This is a genomic window from Novosphingobium sp. (genome assembly GCF_030696665.1).
Classification (GTDB): domain Bacteria; phylum Pseudomonadota; class Alphaproteobacteria; order Sphingomonadales; family Sphingomonadaceae; genus Novosphingobium.
This window is the reverse complement of sequence record NZ_JAUYRV010000052.1, coordinates 24,814-45,389: the sequence shown is the minus strand read 5'-3', so window position 1 is coordinate 45,389 and position 20,576 is coordinate 24,814. Positions and strand designations below refer to the sequence as shown.

24 protein-coding genes are annotated in these 20,576 nt (G+C 63.3%); 16 read left to right on the top strand and 8 right to left on the bottom strand.

The genetic code is table 11. From position 1 onward, the window contains the following. Positions 1-63: 63 nt before the first annotated feature. The gene (locus Q8R81_RS16570; protein ID WP_305619628.1) at positions 64-1,062 is read left to right on the top strand and encodes an NAD(P)H-quinone oxidoreductase; all 999 of its coding nucleotides are present in this window, start codon (positions 64-66) and stop codon (positions 1,060-1,062) included. Between the two features lie 244 nt (positions 1,063-1,306). On the opposite strand, the gene Q8R81_RS16565 is transcribed toward Q8R81_RS16570, so the two are convergent. From Q8R81_RS16565 to Q8R81_RS16555, 3 genes are all read right to left on the bottom strand, one after another. Next, positions 1,307-2,011: a DUF1013 domain-containing protein gene (locus tag Q8R81_RS16565; protein WP_305619627.1), complete on the bottom strand. Its 705-nt coding sequence runs from the start codon at positions 2,009-2,011 to the stop codon at positions 1,307-1,309. Positions 2,012-2,156: 145 nt separating this feature from the next. Then, positions 2,157-2,507: a polymer-forming cytoskeletal protein gene (locus tag Q8R81_RS16560; protein ID WP_305619626.1), complete on the bottom strand. Its 351-nt coding sequence runs from the start codon at positions 2,505-2,507 to the stop codon at positions 2,157-2,159. 7 nt (positions 2,508-2,514) lie between these two features. After that, on the bottom strand, positions 2,515-3,702 hold the full coding sequence (locus Q8R81_RS16555; protein WP_305619625.1) for a M23 family metallopeptidase: 1,188 nt from the start codon (positions 3,700-3,702) through the stop codon (positions 2,515-2,517). A 242-nt stretch (positions 3,703-3,944) separates the two neighbouring features. On the opposite strand from Q8R81_RS16555, the gene Q8R81_RS16550 reads away from it, so the two are divergent. The 9 genes from Q8R81_RS16550 (at position 3,945) to Q8R81_RS16510 (ending at position 11,371) form a co-directional block, all read left to right on the top strand. Beyond that, positions 3,945-5,222, top strand: a complete 1,278-nt coding sequence (locus Q8R81_RS16550; RefSeq protein WP_305619624.1) for a glutamate-5-semialdehyde dehydrogenase — start codon at positions 3,945-3,947, stop codon at positions 5,220-5,222. A 4-nt stretch (positions 5,223-5,226) separates the two neighbouring features. After that, entirely contained in the window at positions 5,227-5,895 is a 669-nt protein-coding gene (locus Q8R81_RS16545; RefSeq protein WP_305619810.1) for a nicotinate-nucleotide adenylyltransferase, read from the top strand. 109 nt (positions 5,896-6,004) lie between these two features. Continuing rightward, on the top strand, positions 6,005-6,397 hold the full coding sequence (gene rsfS / locus Q8R81_RS16540; protein ID WP_305619623.1) for a ribosome silencing factor: 393 nt from the start codon (positions 6,005-6,007) through the stop codon (positions 6,395-6,397). Positions 6,398-6,560: 163 nt separating this feature from the next. Continuing rightward, on the top strand, positions 6,561-6,986 hold the full coding sequence (locus Q8R81_RS16535; RefSeq protein WP_305619622.1) for a 23S rRNA (pseudouridine(1915)-N(3))-methyltransferase RlmH: 426 nt from the start codon (positions 6,561-6,563) through the stop codon (positions 6,984-6,986). 8 nt (positions 6,987-6,994) lie between these two features. Then, positions 6,995-8,212 (top strand): murein hydrolase activator EnvC, encoded by a 1,218-nt coding sequence (locus Q8R81_RS16530; RefSeq protein ID WP_305619621.1) that lies wholly within the window; start codon positions 6,995-6,997, stop codon positions 8,210-8,212. Between the two features lie 139 nt (positions 8,213-8,351). Continuing rightward, the gene (locus Q8R81_RS16525; protein WP_305619620.1) at positions 8,352-9,695 is read left to right on the top strand and encodes a S41 family peptidase; all 1,344 of its coding nucleotides are present in this window, start codon (positions 8,352-8,354) and stop codon (positions 9,693-9,695) included. A gap of 13 nt (positions 9,696-9,708) precedes the next feature. After that, positions 9,709-10,194 carry a disulfide bond formation protein B gene (locus Q8R81_RS16520; protein ID WP_305619619.1) on the top strand — a complete coding sequence of 162 codons (486 nt, stop codon included), beginning with the start codon at positions 9,709-9,711 and terminating at the stop codon, positions 10,192-10,194. Between the two features lie 4 nt (positions 10,195-10,198). Then, positions 10,199-10,708, top strand: a complete 510-nt coding sequence (locus Q8R81_RS16515; protein ID WP_305619618.1) for a demethoxyubiquinone hydroxylase family protein — start codon at positions 10,199-10,201, stop codon at positions 10,706-10,708. 96 nt (positions 10,709-10,804) lie between these two features. Continuing rightward, positions 10,805-11,371 (top strand): hypothetical protein, encoded by a 567-nt coding sequence (locus Q8R81_RS16510; protein ID WP_305619617.1) that lies wholly within the window; start codon positions 10,805-10,807, stop codon positions 11,369-11,371. Positions 11,372-11,514: 143 nt separating this feature from the next. Here the strand turns inward: Q8R81_RS16510 and fabI are convergent, their stop codons facing one another. From fabI to Q8R81_RS16495, 3 genes are all read right to left on the bottom strand, one after another. Next, on the bottom strand, positions 11,515-12,318 hold the full coding sequence (fabI, locus tag Q8R81_RS16505; protein WP_305619616.1) for an enoyl-ACP reductase FabI: 804 nt from the start codon (positions 12,316-12,318) through the stop codon (positions 11,515-11,517). Further along, positions 12,315-13,328, bottom strand: a complete 1,014-nt coding sequence (locus Q8R81_RS16500) for a YihY/virulence factor BrkB family protein (RefSeq protein ID WP_305619809.1) — start codon at positions 13,326-13,328, stop codon at positions 12,315-12,317. The genes fabI and Q8R81_RS16500 overlap by 4 nt, the downstream gene beginning before the upstream one ends. 63 nt (positions 13,329-13,391) lie before the next feature. After that, positions 13,392-14,336, bottom strand: a complete 945-nt coding sequence (locus Q8R81_RS16495) for a DnaJ C-terminal domain-containing protein (RefSeq protein WP_305619615.1) — start codon at positions 14,334-14,336, stop codon at positions 13,392-13,394. A gap of 234 nt (positions 14,337-14,570) precedes the next feature. On the opposite strand from Q8R81_RS16495, the gene pdxH reads away from it, so the two are divergent. The 3 genes from pdxH to Q8R81_RS16480 are packed head-to-tail and all read left to right on the top strand — an operon-like array spanning position 14,571 to position 16,970. Next, on the top strand, positions 14,571-15,182 hold the full coding sequence (gene pdxH / locus Q8R81_RS16490; protein ID WP_305619614.1) for a pyridoxamine 5'-phosphate oxidase: 612 nt from the start codon (positions 14,571-14,573) through the stop codon (positions 15,180-15,182). Between the two features lie 10 nt (positions 15,183-15,192). After that, a complete protein-coding gene (locus tag Q8R81_RS16485) occupies positions 15,193-16,158 on the top strand; it encodes a cation diffusion facilitator family transporter (RefSeq protein ID WP_305619613.1) in 966 nt (321 codons plus the stop codon). Continuing rightward, positions 16,155-16,970 carry a PhzF family phenazine biosynthesis protein gene (locus Q8R81_RS16480; RefSeq protein ID WP_305619612.1) on the top strand — a complete coding sequence of 272 codons (816 nt, stop codon included), beginning with the start codon at positions 16,155-16,157 and terminating at the stop codon, positions 16,968-16,970. The genes Q8R81_RS16485 and Q8R81_RS16480 overlap by 4 nt, the downstream gene beginning before the upstream one ends. Here the strand turns inward: Q8R81_RS16480 and Q8R81_RS16475 are convergent. Then, the gene (locus tag Q8R81_RS16475) at positions 16,967-18,091 is read right to left on the bottom strand and encodes a serine hydrolase (protein ID WP_305619611.1); all 1,125 of its coding nucleotides are present in this window, start codon (positions 18,089-18,091) and stop codon (positions 16,967-16,969) included. The genes Q8R81_RS16480 and Q8R81_RS16475 overlap by 4 nt on opposite strands. 31 nt (positions 18,092-18,122) lie before the next feature. Between Q8R81_RS16475 and Q8R81_RS16470 the strand changes: the two genes are divergently transcribed. Continuing rightward, entirely contained in the window at positions 18,123-18,491 is a 369-nt protein-coding gene (locus tag Q8R81_RS16470; protein WP_305619610.1) for a hypothetical protein, read from the top strand. A gap of 4 nt (positions 18,492-18,495) precedes the next feature. On the opposite strand, the gene mnmA is transcribed toward Q8R81_RS16470, so the two are convergent. Continuing rightward, the gene (mnmA, locus tag Q8R81_RS16465; RefSeq protein ID WP_305619609.1) at positions 18,496-19,638 is read right to left on the bottom strand and encodes a tRNA 2-thiouridine(34) synthase MnmA; all 1,143 of its coding nucleotides are present in this window, start codon (positions 19,636-19,638) and stop codon (positions 18,496-18,498) included. A 142-nt stretch (positions 19,639-19,780) separates the two neighbouring features. Here mnmA and Q8R81_RS16460 point away from each other — a divergent pair, with 142 nt between their 5' ends. After that, entirely contained in the window at positions 19,781-20,125 is a 345-nt protein-coding gene (locus Q8R81_RS16460; protein WP_305619608.1) for a hypothetical protein, read from the top strand. A 1-nt stretch (position 20,126) separates the two neighbouring features. Next, complete coding sequence (locus tag Q8R81_RS16455) at positions 20,127-20,426, top strand: DUF1153 domain-containing protein (RefSeq protein ID WP_054106994.1); 300 nt, start codon at positions 20,127-20,129, stop codon at positions 20,424-20,426. Positions 20,427-20,576: the final 150 nt, after the last annotated feature.

Genomic DNA, 20,576 nt, shown 5'->3' with positions numbered 1-20,576 from the left:
TGTCAACGCCCTGCGTGGCTAACCCAAGCGCTAATTGGTATTCGGGACTACAGGGGCTTCTAAATGACCGGCTTACCGGCAACGATGACCGCGATCGGATGGGATACGCCGGGTGGGCCGGAAGTGCTGCGCCCTGAAACGGTGGCAGTGCCGCAGCCGGGACCAGGACAGGTGCTGATCAAAGTGGCGTTCGCTGGCGTAAACCGGCCTGACGTGATCCAGCGGCAGGGCTTTTATCCGCCGCCGCCCGACGCTTCGCCGCTGCCGGGACTGGAAGTTTCCGGGCAGATCGTTGCGATGGGCGAGGGCGTGACCTGGCCATTTACCGGTACGATGGTGTGCGCGCTGGTAGCGGGCGGCGGCTATGCGCAATATTGCATTGCCGAAGCTGCGCAGTGCCTGCAGGTGCCGACAGGGCTTTCGATGGCAGAAGCTGCCGCCATTCCCGAAACGCTGTTCACCGTGTGGCACAATGTGTTTGAACGCGGAATGACCGCACCAGAAGAGACGATCCTCGTCCACGGCGGCACCAGCGGCATTGGATCAATGGCGATTCTGCTGGGCAAGTTGTTTGGCGTGACCGTGATTGTCACAGCGGGCGGACCAGACAAGTGTGCGCAGGCGCTGAAAATCGGCGCGGCCCACGCAATTGATTACAAGGTGAGCGATTTTGTGGCCGAAGTGGCGCGAATCACCGACGGCCGCGGCGTCGATATGGTGCTCGACATGGTCGCCGGAGACTACGTAGCGCGCAATATCAAGTGCCTTGCCGATGATGGGCGGCATGTGACCATTGCTGTGCAGGGTGGCCTCAAGGCCGAAATCAACATGGCCGAAGTCATGCGGCGGCGGCTGACGCTGACCGGATCGACGCTGCGGCCACGTTCAAAGGCGTTCAAAGCGGCGCTGGCATCGGAGATTCGCGAGACGGTCTGGCCCTTGGTGGCGACGGGCGAATTGCGCCCGATCATGGATCAGACGTTCCCGCTGGCCGAGGCGGCGGCAGCGCACGTGCGGATGGAGCAGGGTGCGCATGTGGGGAAGATCATGCTGGCTGTTTGATCGTGCTGCGCACGATGCCCACCCCCAGCCCCTCCCGCTTGCGGGAGGGGGAAGGTTAGCCCCCCTCCCGCTTGCGGGAGGGGGGGAGAGATAGCGGTGGTTTGCCCTCCCGCAGGCGGGAGGGCCGCGAGACTTACTGAACGCAGTGAAGTTAGTCGCAGCGGGGTGGGTATTTGCGCCCAGCCAACGAAAAAGGCCGCCCCTTTGCAAGGGCGGCCCATTCAAATCAGCGCTTCGCCAAAGCTCAGCTGTCCGAGATACCCTCGGCGCGGCGGGCGGCTAGCCATGCGGCGGCTTCGGCTTCCTGCGCGGCTTCCGATGCGGCCTTGACCGAGGCGGTACGCTCTGCGCGCAGTTCCTCGATCAGGGCGTCGCGGTCAGTGCCGAGGCGCTGTTCGGCCAGACCATCGTCTTCGATCCCGGCCTTCTTTGCAGCCTTGGCCACCAGCGCATCGAGTTCGCGCTGTGAGCACAGGCCCAGCGTGACGGGGTCTTTGGGGTTGATGTTGGCGATGTTCCAGTGGCTGCGATCACGAATCGCGGCGATGGTGGTGCGGGTGGTGCCGATCAGCTTGCCAATCTGCGCGTCCGACACTTCGGGGTGGTTGCGCAGGATCCACGCGATGCCATCGGGCTTGTCCTGGCGCTTTGATACCGGGGTGTAGCGCGGGCCTTTGGTGCGGCTGACCGAGATCGGTGCACGCTGCATCTTGAGCTTGTATTCGGGGGTGGCCTGACCCTTGTCGATCTCTGCCTGATTCAGTTCACCTGAGTGCAAAGGATCGCGGCCGGTGTACTTCTGGCCGGCCAGATCATCGGCCATTGCCTGCACTTCAAGGATGTGCAGCCCGCAGAATTCGGAAATCTGCTCAAACGTCAGCGCGGTATTGTCGACAAGCCATGACGCGGTGGCGTGCGGCATCAGCGGATACGTGGGCTGGTTGCTCACGGACAATCTCCCGAAAGGACGGTCCAGCAGTGCGCGGACCCGACCTGAAAAGCGGATACAATAAGGGCCGCCCCTTGCGGAGCGGCCTTGAACCTCGCCGATGTAAGCCGGGAATGGCGAATCGGCAAGTTTTTGTTTGGTGTGTTCAGCTCACCAGCGTGAGCGAAGGCTCGTCGCTGGCAACAACGCGGTGCGCAAAGCGGCCATCCACTTGCGCCCCCTGCTCGATGGTAAGCGCATCGTAGCTGACATCGCCGTGGATGCGTGCGGTTTTGAGGATGATCAGTTCGCCCGCTTCGATTGATCCGTGGACGGTGCCTGAAAGACGTGCGTTTTGCGCCTTGATCGCACCTGTGACAGTGCTCTTTTCACCCTGGACCAGTGATGCGCAGGTGATGTCGCCTTCGACAGTGCCATCAATGTGCAGATCGGCCGTGGCGGAAAGATCGCCCTTTACGGCCACATCAACGCCGAGCACGGAAAATGTTGCAGCCATGCCTGTGTTACTCCCCGTGCTTTTCATCGTTGTCGTGCGCGGTTCCGGCGCGGATTTCCTGAACATGCCTGTTTGCCTCAAGGAACGGGCGCGGATTGACCGGACGGTCATTGATCCGCACTTCAAAATGGAGATGGGGACCGGTTGAGCGACCGGTATTGCCGATCTGGCCGATCACGGCCCCGGCATCGACCTTCTGGCCCAGTTGCGCGCCGGTGCGCGACATATGGGCATAGCGCGTCATCAATCCGTTGCCGTGGCTGACTTCGACCACGTTGCCATAGCCCTGCTTGGCCCCGACAAAGCTGATCGTGCCTGCTGCTGCCGAATAGATCGGCGCGCCGATGGGGCCACGGAAATCAAGACCGGCGTGGAAGGCCGCGCCGCCGGTGAAGGGATCGCTGCGATAGCCAAAGCCGCTTGAGATATATTCAAGGCTGGCGGGCAGGGTGTTGGGTATGCGGGCGAGGCCCTTTTGCAGCGCCGCCATGCGTTCAAGGCTGGCACCGAGGCGGGCAAAGCGTGGATCGACGCTGTCATCCGCGCCGGTGAACAGGCGGATCAGCGGGCCGCCGGTGCCTTCCTGCGCAGCGGCGCGCAGCATGGCGGGGTTGAGGCCGACGCGGCGGATGGCAGTTTCAGCCTGCGCGGCGCGGGCATCGGCAAAGCGGGTAAGGCGTTCGATAAAGGCCAGCTGGCGCGCTTCGGCTTCGGCAAGGCGGCGTGCTTCGGGCAGTTCCATCGAGATCTTGCGCACGGTTTTGGCCGCTTCGGCGCTGCTGTGCGATACAGTGCCCTGCGGAAGGTCTTTCGGCAGTTCGCCCAGTGTGCCTTCGATGGCCTTTTCGATGAAGTCCTGCCGGCGGTTAAGATCATCGGCCACGCCTTCCAGTCCGCCGCGATACTTGTCCATGCGGGTCTCGGCAGTGGCGATAGCCGCTTCGCGTTCAAGCAGTGCGGCGTGATCGCGGGCAGCGGTGAATTGCGAGACCAGCGTGACAGCCATCGCACCCAACCACAGCAGCACGGCAGCAGCGATACCGCCAGCCACCATCATCTGCAGGCGCGAGGACACGCGGATGAAGCGGACTTGCCCGTGCGAGCGCATGAAAAACTCACGCTCTGGAAACCATGCGCGTGCCTGCGCGATGGCAGCAGCCGTGGTATTCCTGATCCGCAAGCGGGCAGGCTTCACTGATGACACTGGCAGGCGACCCCCGATGGTAGTGCTTGGTTGGTTATGTTTCCCGTCGCCGCGGGCACTACCCATTGGGTTCCCGGCTGGCGAATCGGAATCCCCCCATCCGCGCTGAACCGTGTGAGTCCCCGGATGAATCGATTGCACCAGTGTGATTCAGGGCACGCATGGACCTTTTCGGCCAAGTCGAGTCGTGTGCTGTGATGACAATTGCGACCCTCGGTGATAGGGCGCTGGGCATGTCTACGCAGCCTGAAATTTCCGCCGAATCCGTGACCGATATGGTCGAGAATCTTGCGCGTGCTGCCCGCACTGCGCAGCGCGTTCTGGCGCGGATGGATGCGCCAGCGAAGGAGCATGCGCTGAAGCTTGCCGCCGCTGCATTGCGCGCGGCAGAAGCAGAGATTCTTGCTGCAAACGCGCAGGACATGGCCAATGGCGCGGCCAACGGGCTGACCGGCGCGATGCTTGACCGGTTGAAGCTGACGCCAGAACGCCTTGCCGGAATGGCCGATGCGGTGGCGCAGGTCGCCTCGCTGGCCGATCCGGTGGGCGAGGTGATCTCCGAGGCTGCGCGCCCCAACGGCATGGTGCTGCAACGCCTGCGCATTCCGGTGGGCGTGATCGGCATTATCTATGAAAGCCGCCCGAACGTGACGGCAGACGCCGCCGCGCTTTGCGTGCGGTCGGGCAATGCCACGATCCTGCGCGGCGGATCGGAAGCGGTCCATTCCAACCGGGCAATCCACAAGGCGCTGGTAGCAGGGCTGGTCGAAGGCGGCGTTCCGGCAGAAGCGGTGCAGCTTATGCCGACGCAGGACCGTGCCGCCGTGGGGGCGATGCTGGCGGCGGCGGGCCTGATCGACATGATCGTGCCGCGCGGGGGCAAAAGCCTTGTTGCGCGGGTGCAGGCCGATGCGCGGGTGCCGGTGCTGGCTCACCTTGACGGGATCAACCATACGTTCGTCCACGCCGCCGCCGATCCGGCGATGGCCAAGGCTATCGTGCTCAACGCCAAGATGCGCCGCACGGGCATCTGCGGGGCGATGGAAACGCTGCTGATCGACGCGACTTATCCCGATCCGCACGGGCTGGTGGAGCCACTGCTGGATGCCGGGTGCGAACTGCGCGGCGATGCCCGCGCCCGTGCCATCGATCCGCGCATCGTTCCTGTGGCGGCGAACGATTGGGATACCGAGTATCTCGACGCGATTCTTTCCGTAGCGATTGTCGATGGGCTGGACGAGGCGCTGGCGCATGTCTCCGCCCACGCATCGGGCCATACCGATGCAATCGTGACGCAGGATCAGACCGTGGCCGACCGCTTCCTGACCGAAGTGGACAGCGCCATCGTGATGCACAACGCCTCCAGCCAGTTTGCCGATGGTGGCGAGTTTGGCCTTGGCGCGGAAATCGGCATTGCCACCGGGCGGTTGCATGCACGCGGCCCGGTCGCGCTTGAGGGGCTGACGACCTACAAGTGGCTGGTGCGCGGCTCCGGGCAGGTGCGCCCTTGAGTATCTGGCCCTGAGTGGTCCGCTAACCGGCCTGTTCGGCGGCAGTTTCAACCCTGCGCATCGCGGGCATCGCCGGGTAAGCCTGTTCGCGCGGGATGCACTGGGGCTAGCCGAAGTGTGGTGGCTGGTTTCACCCGGCAATGTGCTGAAACCGGTGGAAGGCATGGCCCCGCTCTCGGCCCGGCTGGCCTCGGCGCAGGCGATGACCCGCAACGCGCCGATCCGCGCCACTGCGATTGAGCGAGAACTCGGCACGCGCTTCACCATCGACACGTTGCGCGCGATCAAGCGCCGCTATCCCAAGCGGCGCTTCGTGTGGATCATGGGCGCAGACAATCTGGCGCAGTTCCACAAGTGGAAGCACTGGCGGCAGATCGCGCGTGAGATGCCGATTGCGGTGATCGCGCGTCCGGGGTATGATGCTGCTGCCTTGGCAAGCCCTGCCTCGGCCTGGCTGCGCCGCTGGCGTCAGCGGCGCGGACAGTTCGTTTCCGGCGCAATGCGGAGCGCTCCGGCGCTGACCATCCTTCGCTTCGATCCCGATTCACGGTCTGCCAGCGCGATTCGTGCTGCTGATCCGCACTGGGCAAGCCGCATTTCCACGGCTGGCCTGCGCGATGCAGTGACGCATCGCAGGATCGAATCCGCCCCGGTTTGGGGAGGAAAACCCTGACTGCGCAAGCCTTTCTGCGTGGTGCCGCCATCAGGCGGCGCGCCGAAACTCTTGCGCGTTCCAACCGTTATTGCTTGACTCTTGAGCCACGGAGGCCATTTCGCGCGACATGACCAGCGTTCAACCGCTGTCGGCCAAGGCCGACACAGCCCAAAAGACCCCATACTCCCCTGCCGCGCTGCACGATCTCGTGCTGCTCTCGCTTGACGACGATCAGGCGCAGGAAGTGGTTTCCATCCCGCTCGAAGGCAAAAGCTCCGTCGCCGATTACATGGTGATCGCGTCTGGCCGCTCGACTCGCCAAGTCGCCACGATGGCGCAGAAGCTGGCCGAGCGGATCAAGCACGGCGGCTTTGGCCACGTCCGCATCGAAGGCCTGCCCGCCGCCGATTGGGTGCTGGTTGATGCAGGGGACGTGGTGATCCACCTGTTCCGCCCGGAAGTGCGCACGTTCTACAACCTCGAACGCATGTGGAATTTCGGAGACGCTGGCGCTGCGTAATCTGTTGGGTACGCCCTCGGCATCCGCCGAGGGCTTGCGGCACCAGCCCACTCCCCCGCCCGGCCACCCAGAGCCTACCCGGTAAGGTAGCCGGGCGGGGGAGTGGGCTGCCACCGCACAATCGGGGATTCATTTCCCCGCCAATCCCCGCTAGACCGCGCCCATGCTGCTGCACATCATCGCCCGCGGGAAGATCGGTCGTTCGCCCGAGGCGGAGCTGGTGGAGCGGTATGCCAAGCGCATTGCCTGGGGCCTGAAAGTTTCCGAACTGCCCGACCGGGGCGGGACCATTCCTCCACCCACGCAGACCCCATTCCGCACCGTCGCGCTCGATGAGCGCGGCAAGCAGCTGACCTCAAGCGAATTTGCCGCGATCCTTGGCCGGTGGCGCGATGATGGCGTGCGCGAGGCACGGTTTCTGATCGGCGCGGCGGACGGGCATGATGATCCCTTGCGTGAATCTGCCGACCTGCTGATCGCGTTCGGCAAGGCGACATGGCCGCACATGCTGGCGCGCGCGATGCTGGCCGAACAGCTTTGGCGTGCCACCAGCATTCTTGCTGGCCATCCTTATCATCGCGAGGGATAAGCGGCGGCATGACGTCACGGTTTGCGTTTATCTCTACTTGTTTGGCTTTGGCCGGTGTTGCTGCGTGGCAGGCAACCGCGCAGCAGGCCAGCCCATACGCCGATGCGGGTGAGGCGGGCGAAGTGTTGCGCCGGGCAGGGCAGGCGCTCGCCCAGTCACGCGCCCGCGCCGATGCGCTTGAACAGTCAGCGCGCAAGGTGACCGCCGAGGCTGACCGCACCGCGCGGGAAGTGGCCACCGTCGCCGCGCGCATCCAGCAGTCCGAGGCGGAAATTCAGGTGGCCGAAGCCAGAATCGCGCTGATCGACCAGCAGCGCGAGCGCCTGCGCAACCGCATGGCCGAGCGGCAGGAGCCGGTCGTGCGGCTTACGGCAGCGCTGCAATTGATGGCGCGCCGTCCGCTGGCATTCAGCCTCGTTCGTGCGGAAAGCCTGCGCGATACCGTGCATCTGCGGGCGGTGATGGAAACCATGCTTCCAGAAGTGCGCCGCCGCACCGCTGGCTTGCGCATCGAGATCGAGCGCAGCCGCAAGCTGCAGGCCGACGCACAGATGGCGGCAGATGAGCGGCGTGAGGGCGAGAAATCCCTCCTGACGCGGCGGACCGAACTGGCTGCGCTGGAAAGCCGCCAGCGCCTTGCCTCACGCGAAGCACAAGGGGTGGCCAGCCGCGAATCCGACCGCGCAATGGCGCTGGCCGAACAGACGCGCGATTTGTCCTCGCTGCTCGACCGGCTGGAGGAGGACGGCTCGCTGCGCAAACAACTCGCCGCGCTGCCCGGCCCGGTGCTGCCACCAAGCCGCCCGGGTGATGTGCTGCAAGTGGTTGATACACCACCGCCGCTGCTTGTCACCAATGCCGAGCGGCTGCCGTGGATCATGCCGGTCAGCGGGCGGCTCGTCTGGGGTTTTGGGGCGGAATCGCCAACTGGTCTCACCACCGGCGTCGCGCTGGCTCCGGCGGCGGGGGCGCAAGTGGTTTCGCCCGCCGATGGCCGCGTGGCTTTTGCCGGGCCTTACCGCGGCTATGGCACTATCGTGATTGTCGAACACGATGGCGGCTGGACCACGCTGGTTACCAATCTTGGCCGGATTGCGGCGCGCGTTGGGGACAAGGTGGTGCAAGGTTCGCCGCTTGGCACTGCCGGGCCGGGGCGTCCGGTGCTGACCGTGGAATTGCGTCGCGATGGCGCGCCGGTTAATCCGCTGGATCAGAATGCTGGTTAGCCCTGAAGTTGAACGACCTGGGTTTGTCCTTGGTCGATCAACAGGCCAAACCCTGCCCCAAAACCTCATCTGGCGTTAATTCACCGACGGTTATACAGTCGCCTCAATGCACACGTCTTCGCGAAAGGCCCCACGGGCAATGAAGTTCGCCGATCTGCTGCGCGCCACCGCGCTGGTTACCGCCGTTGCGCTGATTCCTGCTGCCACATCCGGCTTGGCGGCTGTCGATTCGCGCACGGGGCCGGAATTCGGCAAGCTGCTGGCGGTCTATGAGCGGATCAAGTCGAACTATGTCGAGCCGATTGACGATGAAAAGCTGCTGAAAGGCGCGATTGACGGGATGCTGTCGTCGCTCGATCCGCACAGCGCCTATCTTGATGCGCGCGATTTCGAGAATCTGCGCACGCAGACTGAAGGATCGTACGGCGGGCTTGGCCTTTCGGTCACGCTCGATGACGGCGCAGTCAAGGTTATCGCGCCGACCAAGGGCAGCCCCGCCGATCTCGCCGGGGTCAAGGCGGGCGACTATATCACGCACCTTGATGGCAAGCTGATCTACGGCGGATCGTTGGACGAAGCGGTCGACCAGATGCGCGGCGTTCCCGGCACGCAGATCAAGCTGAGCGTGTTCCGCCCGGGCCGCGACGAACCATTCGATGTTTCCATCACCCGCAAGATCATCGAGCTGAAGCCGGTGGAGTGGGAACTGCAAGGCAATGTCGCGGTGATCTCGGTCTCCAGCTTCAGCGCCGATGTAGGGGCCTCGGTAAAGAAGGCCTGGGCCGACGCGAAAGCCAAAGCAGGCGGACGTGTCACCGGCCTTGTGCTGGACCTGCGCGGCAACCCCGGAGGCCTGCTGGACGAAGCGATTGCCCTGTCAGACCTGTTCCTTGAACGCGGCACCATCGTTTCGCAGCGTGGCCGCTATGCCCGCGATACCGAAGTCTATCCGGCAGAGATTGATACCAAGGGCGACATCGCCAAGGGCACGCCGATGATCGTGCTGATTGATGAAGGCTCGGCCTCCGCCTCGGAAATCGTGGCTGGCGCGCTGCAGGACCAACATCGCGCCGTTGTGATGGGCCAGCGCAGCTTCGGCAAGGGCAGCGTTCAGACGCTGATCCCGCTCACCCGCGATACGGCGGTGAAGCTGACGACGGCGCGCTACTTCACGCCATCGGGCCGTTCGGTGCAGGAGGGCGGCATTGATCCCGATATCATGGTGCCGCAGATTTCCGACCCGGACCTGCGCAAACGGCAGGCGCGCTCCTATCGCGAAAGCGACCTGCGCGGGCATTTGATCAACGAGATCAAGCTTGAGGACAAGGATCTTGAGAAGGACAAGGTCGACGATCCGCGCTTCAAGATGACAGCCGAAGAGCTGAAGGCTAAGAACATCAAGGATTTCCAGATGTACTATGCGGTGCAGACGCTGGGTCGCACCGCCCCACGGAGCGCTCTTGCCGCAAAGATGAAGCGGTAATAGGGCACCGGGCATGACTGCCGCACAATCCCGAAACGCCGCCTACGCGCTCGCCTTGCTCATCCCCGGCGGCCTGATGGCGGGTGCGTTGATCTCGCAATATGTGTTCGGGCTTTACCCGTGCGAAATGTGCTGGTGGCAGCGCTATCCGCATATTGCAGCGATTGTGCTGGCGCTGTTGGCCTTGACTGTGAGGGGCAAAGGCGCGGGCGACATGGCGGTGATCCTTGCCGCCACCGCCACTGGCATTTCAGGGCTGATCGGCGGGTTTCACGCGGGCGTCGAGTATGGTTGGTGGGAAGGTGTGACCGCCTGCGCCACCGTGGCGGAAAGCGGCGGCAATGCGCTTGATGCGATCATGAACGCGCCCGTGATCCGGTGTGACGTTGCCCCTTGGTCCCTCTTCGGAATCAGTCTTGCCGGGTTCAATTTCCTGATATCGCTGAGCGGTGCGGTGCTTGTCTTCGCGCTGCTCGGAAAAGGCCGCAAGGGAGCCTGACGCCATGACAAAAACCGCTCAAATGTTGCGTGTGGATCAGGCCGGAGAATTCGGCGCGACGCAGATCTATGCCGGGCAACTGGCGGTCATGGGCAACCGCGCACCGCATTCGGCAGAGATTGCCGCGATGGCCGAACAGGAAGCCGATCACCGCAAGCGCTTCGATGCCCTGCTGGTAAAACGCGGCGTGCGCCCCACAGTGTTGCAGCCGATTTGGTCGGTTGCAGGATTTGCGCTGGGCGCGGCAACCGCGCTGATCGGGCCGAAAGCGGCGATGGCCTGTACCGCCGCGATTGAGACCGAGATTGACCTGCACTACACCGAGCAGCTTGAGGAGCTGGGCGACAGCGACCCTGAACTCGCCGAAATGATCCGCGAATTCCGCGATGACGAGCGCGAACACCGCGATGCTGCGCTGGCGGCAGGTGCGGAACAGGCTCCGGCTTATCCCTTGCTGTTCAATGCTATCCGCATGGGCTGCCGCGCCGCTATCGCGGTTTCGAAGCGGATTTGATCGAGCGCCAAGGAACCACCTGCGCAATTCGGCTCTTCATCTACCATTCACAGCGCACGCGCCCTATATCGGGCATAGCCTGACCGGAGATCCTTGATGAAGCGCCTGATTCCTGCCGCCCTGCTGCTGTCCAGCGCGCTTGCCATCCCTGCGTTTGCTCAAGGGGCCGATCAAGGAATGGTCGATTCTTCGGGCGAGCGGGTGAACCAGTTGATCGTCTATGGCGATGATCCCTGCCCCAAGTCCGATGGCAACACGATCACCGTCTGCGCGCGCAAGGAAGAGGAAGAGCGTTTCCGCATTCCGAAACCTTTCCGCGACAATCTTGAATCACCGGCAAACCGGTCATGGACGGATCGCGTCAAGGCCTATGAAACGGTGGGTTCATTCGGCACCAATTCCTGCTCCGCAGTGGGCGGTGGCGGCGCGACCGGCTGCCTCAGCAAGCTGATCGACCGCGCCTATGCCGAAAAGAAGAACGGCCCCGATGTGCAGTTCGGCAAGCTGATCGAGGAAGAGCGTGAAAAGCGGCTCAGCACGATTGATACCGATGCTGCCGCCGAACAGGCGCGCGTCGAGCAGATCGAGCGTGAATATGAGGCCCGGCTCAAGCGTGAACGTGATGGTGTGCCTGCTGCAACGCCAGCTCCGCCGAGCAACTAGCCCACCCCGCTGCGACTGACTTCACTGCGTTCAGTAAGTCTCGCGGCCCTCCCGCCTGCGGGAGGGCAAACCAGCGCTATCTTTCTCCCCTCCCGCAGGCGGGAGGGGCTGGGGGTGGGCTTCGGCGCGAGCCGTTCAGCCAATCACCCCAGCGCAATATCGGGAGCGTCTTCCTGCTTCATGCCGACGGTGTGGTAGCCCGCGTCGACATGGTGCGTCTCACCCGTCACGCCTGATGCAAGGTCAGACAGCAGGTAAAGCCCTGCGCCACCCACATCGTCGATGGTCACGTTGCGGCGCATCGGGCTGTTCAGCTCGTTCCACTTCAGGATGTAGCGGAAATCGCCGATGCCGCTGGCGGCCAGCGTCTTGATCGGCCCGGCCGAGATCGCGTTCACGCGCACGCCCGCAGGACCGCAGTCGTTGGCAAGATATTTCACGCTGGCTTCCAGCGCCGCCTTGGCCACGCCCATCACGTTGTAGTGCGGCACAACCTTTTCCGCACCGTAGTAGGTCAGCGTCACGATCGATCCGCCTGCCGACATCATCTCCATCGCGCGCTTGGTCACCGCGACAAGGCTGTAGGCCGAAATGTTCATCGTCATCAGGAAGTTGTCGAGCGTGGTATCGTAATACTTGCCGCGCAACTGGGTCTTGTCCGAATAGCCGATGGCGTGAACGATGAAGTCGATAGTGGGCCAGCGGGCTTTCAGCGTTTCAAACGTCTGGTCCAGCGCGTCCATGTCGGCCACGTCGCATTCGATCAGGAAATCGCTGCCGAGGCTTTCCGCCAGCGGGCGCACACGCTTTTCCAGCGCTTCACCCTGATAGGAGAAGGCCAGTTCTGCGCCGTGTTCGTGCAGTTTCTTGGCGATGCCCCAGGCCAGCGACTTGTCATTGGCCAGGCCCATGATCAATCCGCGTTTGCCTTGCATAAGTCCGGTCATGCGTTTTCGTTCTCGCTTCTATCGTCTCGATCCCGCTGCCCGTCATTGATGTGGGCGCGATTGTCGGCTTGTCCCAGCATGTCGCGTTCTTCCGGCGTTTCGGCAAGTGCGGCGTTGAGTTCGGCTCCCACGACCATCCCTAAGCCGACCAGCCAGAAAAAGAAAAGGGCGATCATGATGCCGGCAAGGCTGCCATAGGTTAAATCGTAGGAGAAAAAGGTCCGCAACAGGCCGGGAAGGGCGCTGGTGACGGCGATCCACCACGCCGTGACGAACAGCGCACCTGGCCATTTGGGGTAGCTGCGCCCGCGATAGGCACCGGGGGTCAGCGAGATAAACAGCAGCCAAAGCGCGCCGTAAAGCACCGCTGCCGGGATGAATCGCGATAAAGCAAGGCCTGCAACAAGATTGCCGAACTGCGGCAGGAATGCCTGAATGACTTCCTGCGCGGTGCCGATGATCACTTGCGCAAAAATCGCCAGCAGGATGAGCACCACCGATGCGATGATGATGCCCGTTGACATCAGCCGGTAGCGCCAGAAGGCATGCTCCCACTGCGTGCCATAGGCGCGGCGCAGAATATCCCGAATCGTTTCAACCAGGCTGCCCACCGTCCACAGACCCACCAGACCGCCGATCCACAGCAGCCACCCACTGCGCGCCTCGATCACACTGCGCGCGACAGGTTCGATGGTGGCGGCGACCACGGGGGGCATGGCGATCAACACCGCGTCAATCGCAGCGGCACGCTGGCTTGCCTCGCCGATCAGGGAAAACATCGCGGCGCTGGCGATGAAGAACGGAAACAGCGCAATGACGATCATGTAGGCAAGATTGCCGGCGTGGATCGATCCGTCGTTGAACACGCCGACCCAGACGCGCTTGATGACTTCCCAAGCGCGGCTGATCCGCAATTGGCTGTTCGGGCCAAGCCGTCGGTGCGCATCGCCAAGGCCTGCGCGCCAACGCATGGCATCCCGCCGCCGTGCCTCGGGCGAGAGGTTCGGCATGTACAGCATCGGGAGGGGTGCGCCCGGATCTTCACCCGGCGGTGGCTGGCCGGGGGCGCTCATTTAGACACCAAGTTTGCTGCGAAGGTTTCTCATATCCTGCCAACCATCGAGACGGGCTTTAAGGTCCGCATCTTCTGCAGGAAGGTCGATTTGCAGTGTGACCAACTGGTCACCTCGCGTGCCGTCCTTGCGTGAAAAGCCCCGGTCCTTGAGCCGCAATGTGCGTCCGCTGGAACTTCCGGGTGCGACCGTCAGCATGACCGCGCCGTCAACCGTGGGCACTTTCACTTTCGCGCCGTAGACCGCTTCTGCCAGACTGACCGGCAGGTCGAGCCGGATATTGTCGCCATCGCGCTCATAGAATGCGTGGGTGCCGATCTCGATGGTGACGATGGCATCGCCGCTGCCGCCGGGGCCGGCTTCGCCCTTGCCGCCAAGGCGCATCTGCTGGCCGCTTTCCACACCTGCAGGAAGCTTGAGGTCGATGGTCTTGCCATCGGACAGCGTGATGCGCTGGTTGGCGCGCGTCGCCGCGTCCTCGAACGACACTTTCAGACGATAGCTGACGTTCGCACCTTTGGGCGGTGGGCCGCGCCGCGCTCCGCCCGGACCGCCGCCCATGCCGCCGCGCCCGCCGAACAGCCCTTCGAAGATGTCGCCAATGTCGATGCCTTCGGCAGCACCGCCTTCAAACCCGCCGTCATGGCGGAAACCGCCCTGATTGCCACGAGAGCCGCCCCCAAACCCGCCGCCGCCAAAGCCTCCGCCGAACGGGCCTGCCGGGTTGCCATCGGCGTCAATCTCGCCACGGTCGAACCGGGCGCGCTTGTCCTTGTCGGTCAGCAGGTCATAGGCGCGGGTAACCTCGGAGAAGCGCTCCGTGGCCTTGGGGTTGTCTTTGTTTTTGTCGGGGTGCAATTCCTTGGCCAGCTTGCGATAGGCGGACTTGATGTCCTTCTCGCTCGCGCTGCGCGGAACTCCCAGAGTAGAATACGGATCGGCCATGCCGCATAGCTAGGGCGCGCAGGGCCTGCCCGCAAGGTTGGCTTTCCTACATTGGCTTTGGGGAGTAGGTCCGCTTCATGGAATTGATCCCGGTCATTGAGAAACGCGCCGCTTCGAGCAGAGTTTGCATGTTGCGTCACCGCGAAGGCGGGGGCCTCAGGCAGCGCCAGAAACGCCCCTGACAGTTTCTCCCTTGGACCGTGTAAACCCCGTAAACCTTTTCAGGAAACTGCCGTGAAGTCTGAACAGAATTCTGAAGCGATCCCTCACGCCGATCCCCTCGCGATCTTCGAAGCATGGTTCGCGCAGGCGCAGCAGAGCGAGCCGAACGACCCGAATGCAATGGCGCTCGCCACCGCCACGGCCGATGGCTTGCCCTCGGTGCGGATGGTGTTGCTGAAAGGGCACGGTGCAGACGGTTTTGTGTTCTACACCAACTTCAACAGCCGCAAGGGCGGGGAACTGGCCTCCAATCCCCATGTCGCGCTGCTGTTCCACTGGAAATCGCTGCGTCGCCAGATCCGCATTGAAGGCCCTATCGTTCAAGTGAGCGCGGACGAGGCCGATGCCTATTTCGCCAGTCGACATCCCGAATCGCGGCTTGGCTCGGCAGCGTCAGACCAGTCGCGCCCGCTGCCTGATCGGCAAACCTATCTCGACCGCGTCGACGCGCTGCGGGCGCAGTATTCCGATGGTGATGTGCCGCGCCCGGCGCACTGGTCAGGCTATCGCGTGACGCCAGCCGCCATCGAGTTCTGGCAGGACCGAGATTATCGCCTGCATGAACGCCGCCGCTTTGTTGCCGATGGCGCTGGCGGCTGGACCAGCAGCCTGCTTTACCCCTAAGGCAGCGCGTATGACTGCTGAACATGCCAATCTGAACCGCAAGGCCGCCCTTGCCAGCATCGTGGTGGCGCTCCTGCTGGTGGGGATGAAGCTGTGGGCGGTGCTATCTACCGGCTCTGCTTCAATGCTTGGGAGCCTTGCCGATACGGCGCTTGATTTTGTGGCCAGCGTTGCAACGCTGATTGGCGTGTGGGTTGCCGCCATGCCAGACGACGCCAACCACCGCTTTGGCCACGGCAAGGCCGAGGCGCTGGCGGCGATGTTTCAGGTCGTGCTCATCTCTATTTCAGCCATCGGCATTGCCTTTCGCGCGGTCGGCCAGTTTCTGGGGCAGGCGCAAGTGGCGCAGGCCGAAACGGGCGTGGTCGTCTCAGCCATCGCGATGGCGGCGACCCTGGCCCTGCTGGCCTACCAGCGTCATGTGATCCGCCAGACGCAAAGCCTCGCGATCAGCACCGACAATGTGCATTACAAGTCCGACCTGTTTCTCAACCTTGCAGTGATTGCGGCGCTGCTGCTTGAGGCTTGGGCAGGCATTCGCGGGGCGGACGCGGTGTTTGCGTTCGGCATTGCGCTGTGGCTGGCGTGGGGGGCGTGGGGCGCGTCGCAGGCCGCGGTGGACCAGTTGATGGACCACGAATGGCCGCTGGAAAAGCGCGAGCGCTTTCTTGAAGTGGTCTCGCAGCACCCGGAGTTGAAGGGCCTGCACGATTTGCGCACGCGCACCAGCGGCGATCGTGATTTCGTCCAGTTCCACGTCTGGATCGACGGGCGCATGACCGTGACTGAGGCGCACCGGGTTATGGACGAGATCGAGGAGAAGCTGATGGTGGCGTTTCCGGGCGTCGAAATCCTCATTCATCCCGATCCCGAAGGGCTGGTGGATGAAGGGCTGATGGGCGCGGAAAACCTGCTTGAATCGGGCGTGGATGGCACCAGTCCGGCGATATTGGCGCAAGGAGCACCCAGCGCATGAGAGATGCGAAAGTCCCCTATTTTCATGTCGATGCCTTCACCGCGCGGGCGCTGAGCGGCAATCAGGCGGCGGTCATGATGCTTGAGGCATGGCCCGACGACGCCACACTGCAGGCAATTGGCGCGGAGAATATGTTCGCCGAGACTGCGTTTCTGGTGCCCGACCACACCGGCGCGGCCGATTTCGAGCTGCGGTGGTTCACCCCTGCAGTCGAAGTGCCGATGTGCGGCCACGCCACGCTCGCTTCGGGCCATGTCGTGCTGGGGCAAGACCCGATGCGCGGGCGTGTGACCTTTGCTACGCTCAAGGCAGGCATCCTGGAAGTGGCGCGCGATGGTGACCGCTATGTCCTGTCGCTGCCGGTGGTTCCAACTGCGCCCGGCAGTTTCGATGCGGCGGTGCCGATGCTTGGCGCTCCGGTGCCGGATGAGGTGTGGCAGTGCGAGGGATATAACCTGTTCGTTTATGCTTCAGCGCACGACGTGCTGGCGCTGGCTCCCGATTTCAAGGCATTGCTGCAGTACGGCGATGCCCAGTTCATCGCGACCGCGCCGGGCGCAGGCCATGCGTCGGGCGCCGATATTGTGAGTCGCGTGTTTGTGCCGGGCGGGGGCATTGATGAGGACGCTGCGACGGGTTCTGCCCATGCCGCGCTGACCCCGATGTGGGCGCACAAGCTGGGCCGCACTGCCTTTGCCGCGCATCAGGCTTCAACGCGCGGGGCGGACTTCGCTTGCCGGCTGGAGGGTGATCGCGTGCTGCTGGGCGGCGATTGTGTGACCGTCGTGGAAGGCCTGTTCAGGCTGCCCTAGCGGTACAGCGCCACCACATCGGCAAGGCCATCGACAACTCTGTCGCCCTGATCATCCTGCGTTTTGCCGAGGCGGACGACGGTCAGGCCAAGGCTTGGGCTGACCAGCACATATTGGCCAAGATGGCCGATGCAGGCGAACAGGTCTTTCGGCCCGCGATCTGGGAACAGTGAGGAATCGCCGTTCGTGGCCTGGCGGTTCAGCCAGATTTGTGCGCCGTATTGTCCCTCGCGCGGGGAGGGTGTGACCATGAAGTCGATCCACTGGCGCGGCATGATCTGCGCGCCCTTTACCGAACCCTTGTTGCGCAGGAATTCACCGAACTTCGCCCAGTCGCGCGCGGTGCCGTGGATCAGCGATCCGCCGACAAGCGTGCCGGAACGGTCGAATTCGGGCAGCATCGATTTCATTCCTGCCGGTTCGAACAGGCGGGTGCGCAGATAATCGGCCACGGCATTGCGGCGGCTTTCGGGATCGGGCGCGGGGGTCAGGACGCGCGCGGCAAGATCGGCGAGGATCACGCTGGTGGCGCTGGAATATTCGAACTTGCGCCCGGGTTCGGCTTCCAGCGGCTGGTCCTCGGCATAGCGGGCCATGTTCTCGCGCCCATCAAGGAACAGCATTCGCACTTCGTCGGATTCGTAGATCGGGTCGATCGCCTCGGAATGGCGCAGTCCGGAACGCATCTGGAGCAGCTGGCGCAAGGTGATTTCACCACGCGGATCGCCGGGGCGCTGCCATGCGGGGACCGGCGCTGTCTCATCAAGCCGCAACCGGCCATCCGATACCAACATGCCAATCATCACACCGGTGACCGACTTGGCCATCGACCAGCTGACGAAGCGGGTGTTCTCGTGATAGCCTTGGGCATAGCGTTCGGCGACTATCCGCCCGCCCTTCATAACGAGCACCGCGCGGGTTTCACCCATGTCTTCGGCGAAGAGGTTTTCAATCGCGCGGGCAAGCTTTTCGCGGTCTGCTCCCGGGGCCTTTACCACAGCCTTCAGCGCCCTGTCAGACAAGGGCGGTGGGCCTGCTGGCGCATTCGTCCCCTGCGAACAACTGCCGAGGGCTGGCAGCAGCGCGAGCGACATTATAAGGGAGAGCGAACGACGGGCCATCGGGCCTGTCCATCCACCAGAATCGGCAGTCATGGCAACCGGCAACGATAGTTCCCCCACAGCTCCGTCGCTGACGATTGGACCAAAACGGCGCTGGTGGCTGCGTCTGGTGCTGGGCGCGCTGGCGCTTGCGACGGTCGCGCTTGCGGTGTTCTGGTCAACGATCAGCAGCTACGCGATGACCGGTACAAGCTATGGCGCGCGCGTAGCCTGTTCATGCCGCTATGCCGGAGGGCGCACGCTTTCAGACTGCGCCAAGGATTTCGAGCCGGGGATGGAACTGGTGAGCCTGAGCGAGGATGCGCAGGCCAAAAGCGTGACCGCCCGATTCGCGCTGATGTTCAGCCAGACGGCGACGTACAAGGAAGGCTGGGGCTGCGTGCTCGAGCCTTGGAAGTAGAAGGTTACCGGACGTCCCACCGCTCGGTCGAATCAATCCACCCACCGCCGACCACGCGCTCACCCGCATAGATAACTGCCGCCTGTCCGGGGGCGACGCCGTATTCGGGCTGGGCGAAACGGATTGTGGCGCTGGCATTATCGCCGAACGGTCCTTCGAGCATTACCGGCACGGGCTTTGCCATCGAACGGACCTTTGCCGTGAGCGGACCTTGCGGAAGGGGGCCGATGCGGTTGGTTTCGGTAATCACCGCGCTGCCGACCGCCAGCATCGGGCGCGGGCCGACCAGAACACGGCGCGCGGGCGCATCGAGACCCACGACGTAGAGCGGTTCAGGCTGTCCGCCGATTTCGAGGCCGCGACGCTGGCCCACGGTATAGTGAATGATGCCGCGATGGGTGCCCAGCACTTCGCCGCTGGCCGCGTGGACGATTTCGCCCGGCGCATCACCTTCGGGGCGGACGGCGCGGACGATCTTGGCATAATCGCCATCGGGGACGAAGCAGATGTCCTGACTGTCAGGCTTGGCCGCGATGGCCAGGCCCATTGCCTCGGCCATCCGGCGCGTTTCGGTCTTCGGCAGGCCCCCCAAGGGGAAGCGCAGGAAGGCGAGTTGTTCTTCGGTCGTGCCGTAAAGGAAATAAGACTGGTCCCGCGCCGGGTCTGCGGCGCGGTGGAGTTCGGGGCCGTTCAGCCCCATCACGCGGCGGACGTAGTGGCCAGTGGCAAGGCAGTCTGCCCCCAGTTCGCGCGCCATCGCCAGCAGATCGGTGAACTTCGGCCCCATATTGCAGCGGACGCAGGGAATCGGCGTGCGTCCGTTCAGGTAATCGTCGGCAAAGCGCTCGACGACCTCTTCGCGGAAGCTCGATTCGTGGTCGAACACGTAGTGCGCGATGCCGAGCCGGTCGGCCACTTGGCGAGCATCACGAATATCGTCGCCCGCGCAGCACGCACCCTTGCGTCCGGTGGCAGCGCCATAGTCATAGAGTTGGAGCGTGACGCCGATGACTTCTGCACCCGTGGCAGCAGCCATTCCGGCAACAACTGAACTATCGACGCCGCCAGACATGGCAACGACGATTCGCCGTGCCGAAAGTGGCCCGGAAAGGTCGAAAAGGTTTGTATCTGTGGAGTCTACGATCATCGCGCGTGCCATAGGCGCAAAAGCTTTTGAGCGCAAAACCCATAGCCCGGGCCGATTCCGTGTCAGAAATGCGACGACCTGAACAAAAGGTAATGGCGGCCTTTACCGGACCTTAGCCATCTCGCGCCTAAATCGGTTGGCGATGGATATGAGCTTCGAAAATTCTGCCGCCTGGGCACTGGATGATACGGCTTTCGGGTTGCGTCCGCTGACATGGCACGGGCTTTGCGCCCAGATTACCGCCATGCAGGATCTGCGTCGGGCTTTCATGCGTGGACCTGAGCAGGGCGACGCTGGCGCGACCGGCAGCTTCGATGCGGTTGCCGCCAGACTCATTACGACCGGATTTTCAGGCGTTCCGGCGCAGATGGTAACCTATGAATGTCCTGTTAACCCAAACTCTTCAGTGAATGGCAAAGCACTTTTGGCCAGAACCGTTGATGCAACAACCGGGGTCTGGTCGGGCCGCGCTGAAGTACGAGATTGACATGATCGAGAACCAGAAAATCCGTCCTGCACAGGTGATCGGGCCGCTCGGCGAACCGCTGACGGTCGATAGCCTGCCGCCGCCCTCCACGACGCGATGGGTCGTGCGTCGCAAGGCCGAAGTTGTGGCCGCCGTCAACGGCGGTCTGCTGACGATCGATGAGGTGTGCGAGCGCTACAGCCTCACGCTCGAAGAGTTCGCCTCGTGGCAACGCGCGGTTGACCGTTCGGGGATGCAGGGCCTGCGCGTGACTCGCATCCAGCACTACCGCGACCTTTACGAGCGCCAGCTCAAGTACTGATCGCCCCAGCCAGTTCGTTTCGCAACGGCCGTCTCTTTCGGGAGGCGGCTGTTGTTGTTTGGGGCATCTGTTGCGCTGGTTGGCTTGGCGGCAAGTTTGCATCGTGATTTCACGAAGAAGCGTTACAGAAAGTTACAGGTGCAAGAAAGA

Bases quoted from the DNA above. Each gene is read 5' to 3' on its own strand.
- Q8R81_RS16500 (WP_305619809.1), bottom strand. From the start codon at position 13,328: ATGCCGAACCTCTCGCCCGAGGCACGGCGGCGGGATGCCATGCGTTGG.
- Q8R81_RS16525 (WP_305619620.1), top strand. From the start codon at position 8,352: ATGAAGTTCGCCGATCTGCTGCGCGCCACCGCGCTGGTTACCGCCGTT.
- Q8R81_RS16455 (WP_054106994.1), top strand. From the start codon at position 20,127: ATGATCGAGAACCAGAAAATCCGTCCTGCACAGGTGATCGGGCCGCTC.
- Q8R81_RS16520 (WP_305619619.1), top strand. From the start codon at position 9,709: ATGACTGCCGCACAATCCCGAAACGCCGCCTACGCGCTCGCCTTGCTC.
- Q8R81_RS16515 (WP_305619618.1), top strand. From the start codon at position 10,199: ATGACAAAAACCGCTCAAATGTTGCGTGTGGATCAGGCCGGAGAATTC.
- Q8R81_RS16560 (WP_305619626.1), bottom strand. From the start codon at position 2,507: ATGGCTGCAACATTTTCCGTGCTCGGCGTTGATGTGGCCGTAAAGGGC.
- Q8R81_RS16470 (WP_305619610.1), top strand. From the start codon at position 18,123: ATGGCAACCGGCAACGATAGTTCCCCCACAGCTCCGTCGCTGACGATT.
- fabI (WP_305619616.1), bottom strand. From the start codon at position 12,318: ATGACCGGACTTATGCAAGGCAAACGCGGATTGATCATGGGCCTGGCC.
- Q8R81_RS16460 (WP_305619608.1), top strand. From the start codon at position 19,781: ATGGATATGAGCTTCGAAAATTCTGCCGCCTGGGCACTGGATGATACG.
- rsfS (WP_305619623.1), top strand. From the start codon at position 6,005: ATGACCAGCGTTCAACCGCTGTCGGCCAAGGCCGACACAGCCCAAAAG.
- mnmA (WP_305619609.1), bottom strand. From the start codon at position 19,638: ATGATCGTAGACTCCACAGATACAAACCTTTTCGACCTTTCCGGGCCA.
- Q8R81_RS16495 (WP_305619615.1), bottom strand. From the start codon at position 14,336: ATGGCCGATCCGTATTCTACTCTGGGAGTTCCGCGCAGCGCGAGCGAG.
- Q8R81_RS16510 (WP_305619617.1), top strand. From the start codon at position 10,805: ATGAAGCGCCTGATTCCTGCCGCCCTGCTGCTGTCCAGCGCGCTTGCC.
- Q8R81_RS16480 (WP_305619612.1), top strand. From the start codon at position 16,155: ATGAGAGATGCGAAAGTCCCCTATTTTCATGTCGATGCCTTCACCGCG.
- Q8R81_RS16530 (WP_305619621.1), top strand. From the start codon at position 6,995: ATGACGTCACGGTTTGCGTTTATCTCTACTTGTTTGGCTTTGGCCGGT.
- Q8R81_RS16485 (WP_305619613.1), top strand. From the start codon at position 15,193: ATGACTGCTGAACATGCCAATCTGAACCGCAAGGCCGCCCTTGCCAGC.
- Q8R81_RS16535 (WP_305619622.1), top strand. From the start codon at position 6,561: ATGCTGCTGCACATCATCGCCCGCGGGAAGATCGGTCGTTCGCCCGAG.
- Q8R81_RS16475 (WP_305619611.1), bottom strand. From the start codon at position 18,091: ATGGCCCGTCGTTCGCTCTCCCTTATAATGTCGCTCGCGCTGCTGCCA.
- Q8R81_RS16570 (WP_305619628.1), top strand. From the start codon at position 64: ATGACCGGCTTACCGGCAACGATGACCGCGATCGGATGGGATACGCCG.
- Q8R81_RS16550 (WP_305619624.1), top strand. From the start codon at position 3,945: ATGTCTACGCAGCCTGAAATTTCCGCCGAATCCGTGACCGATATGGTC.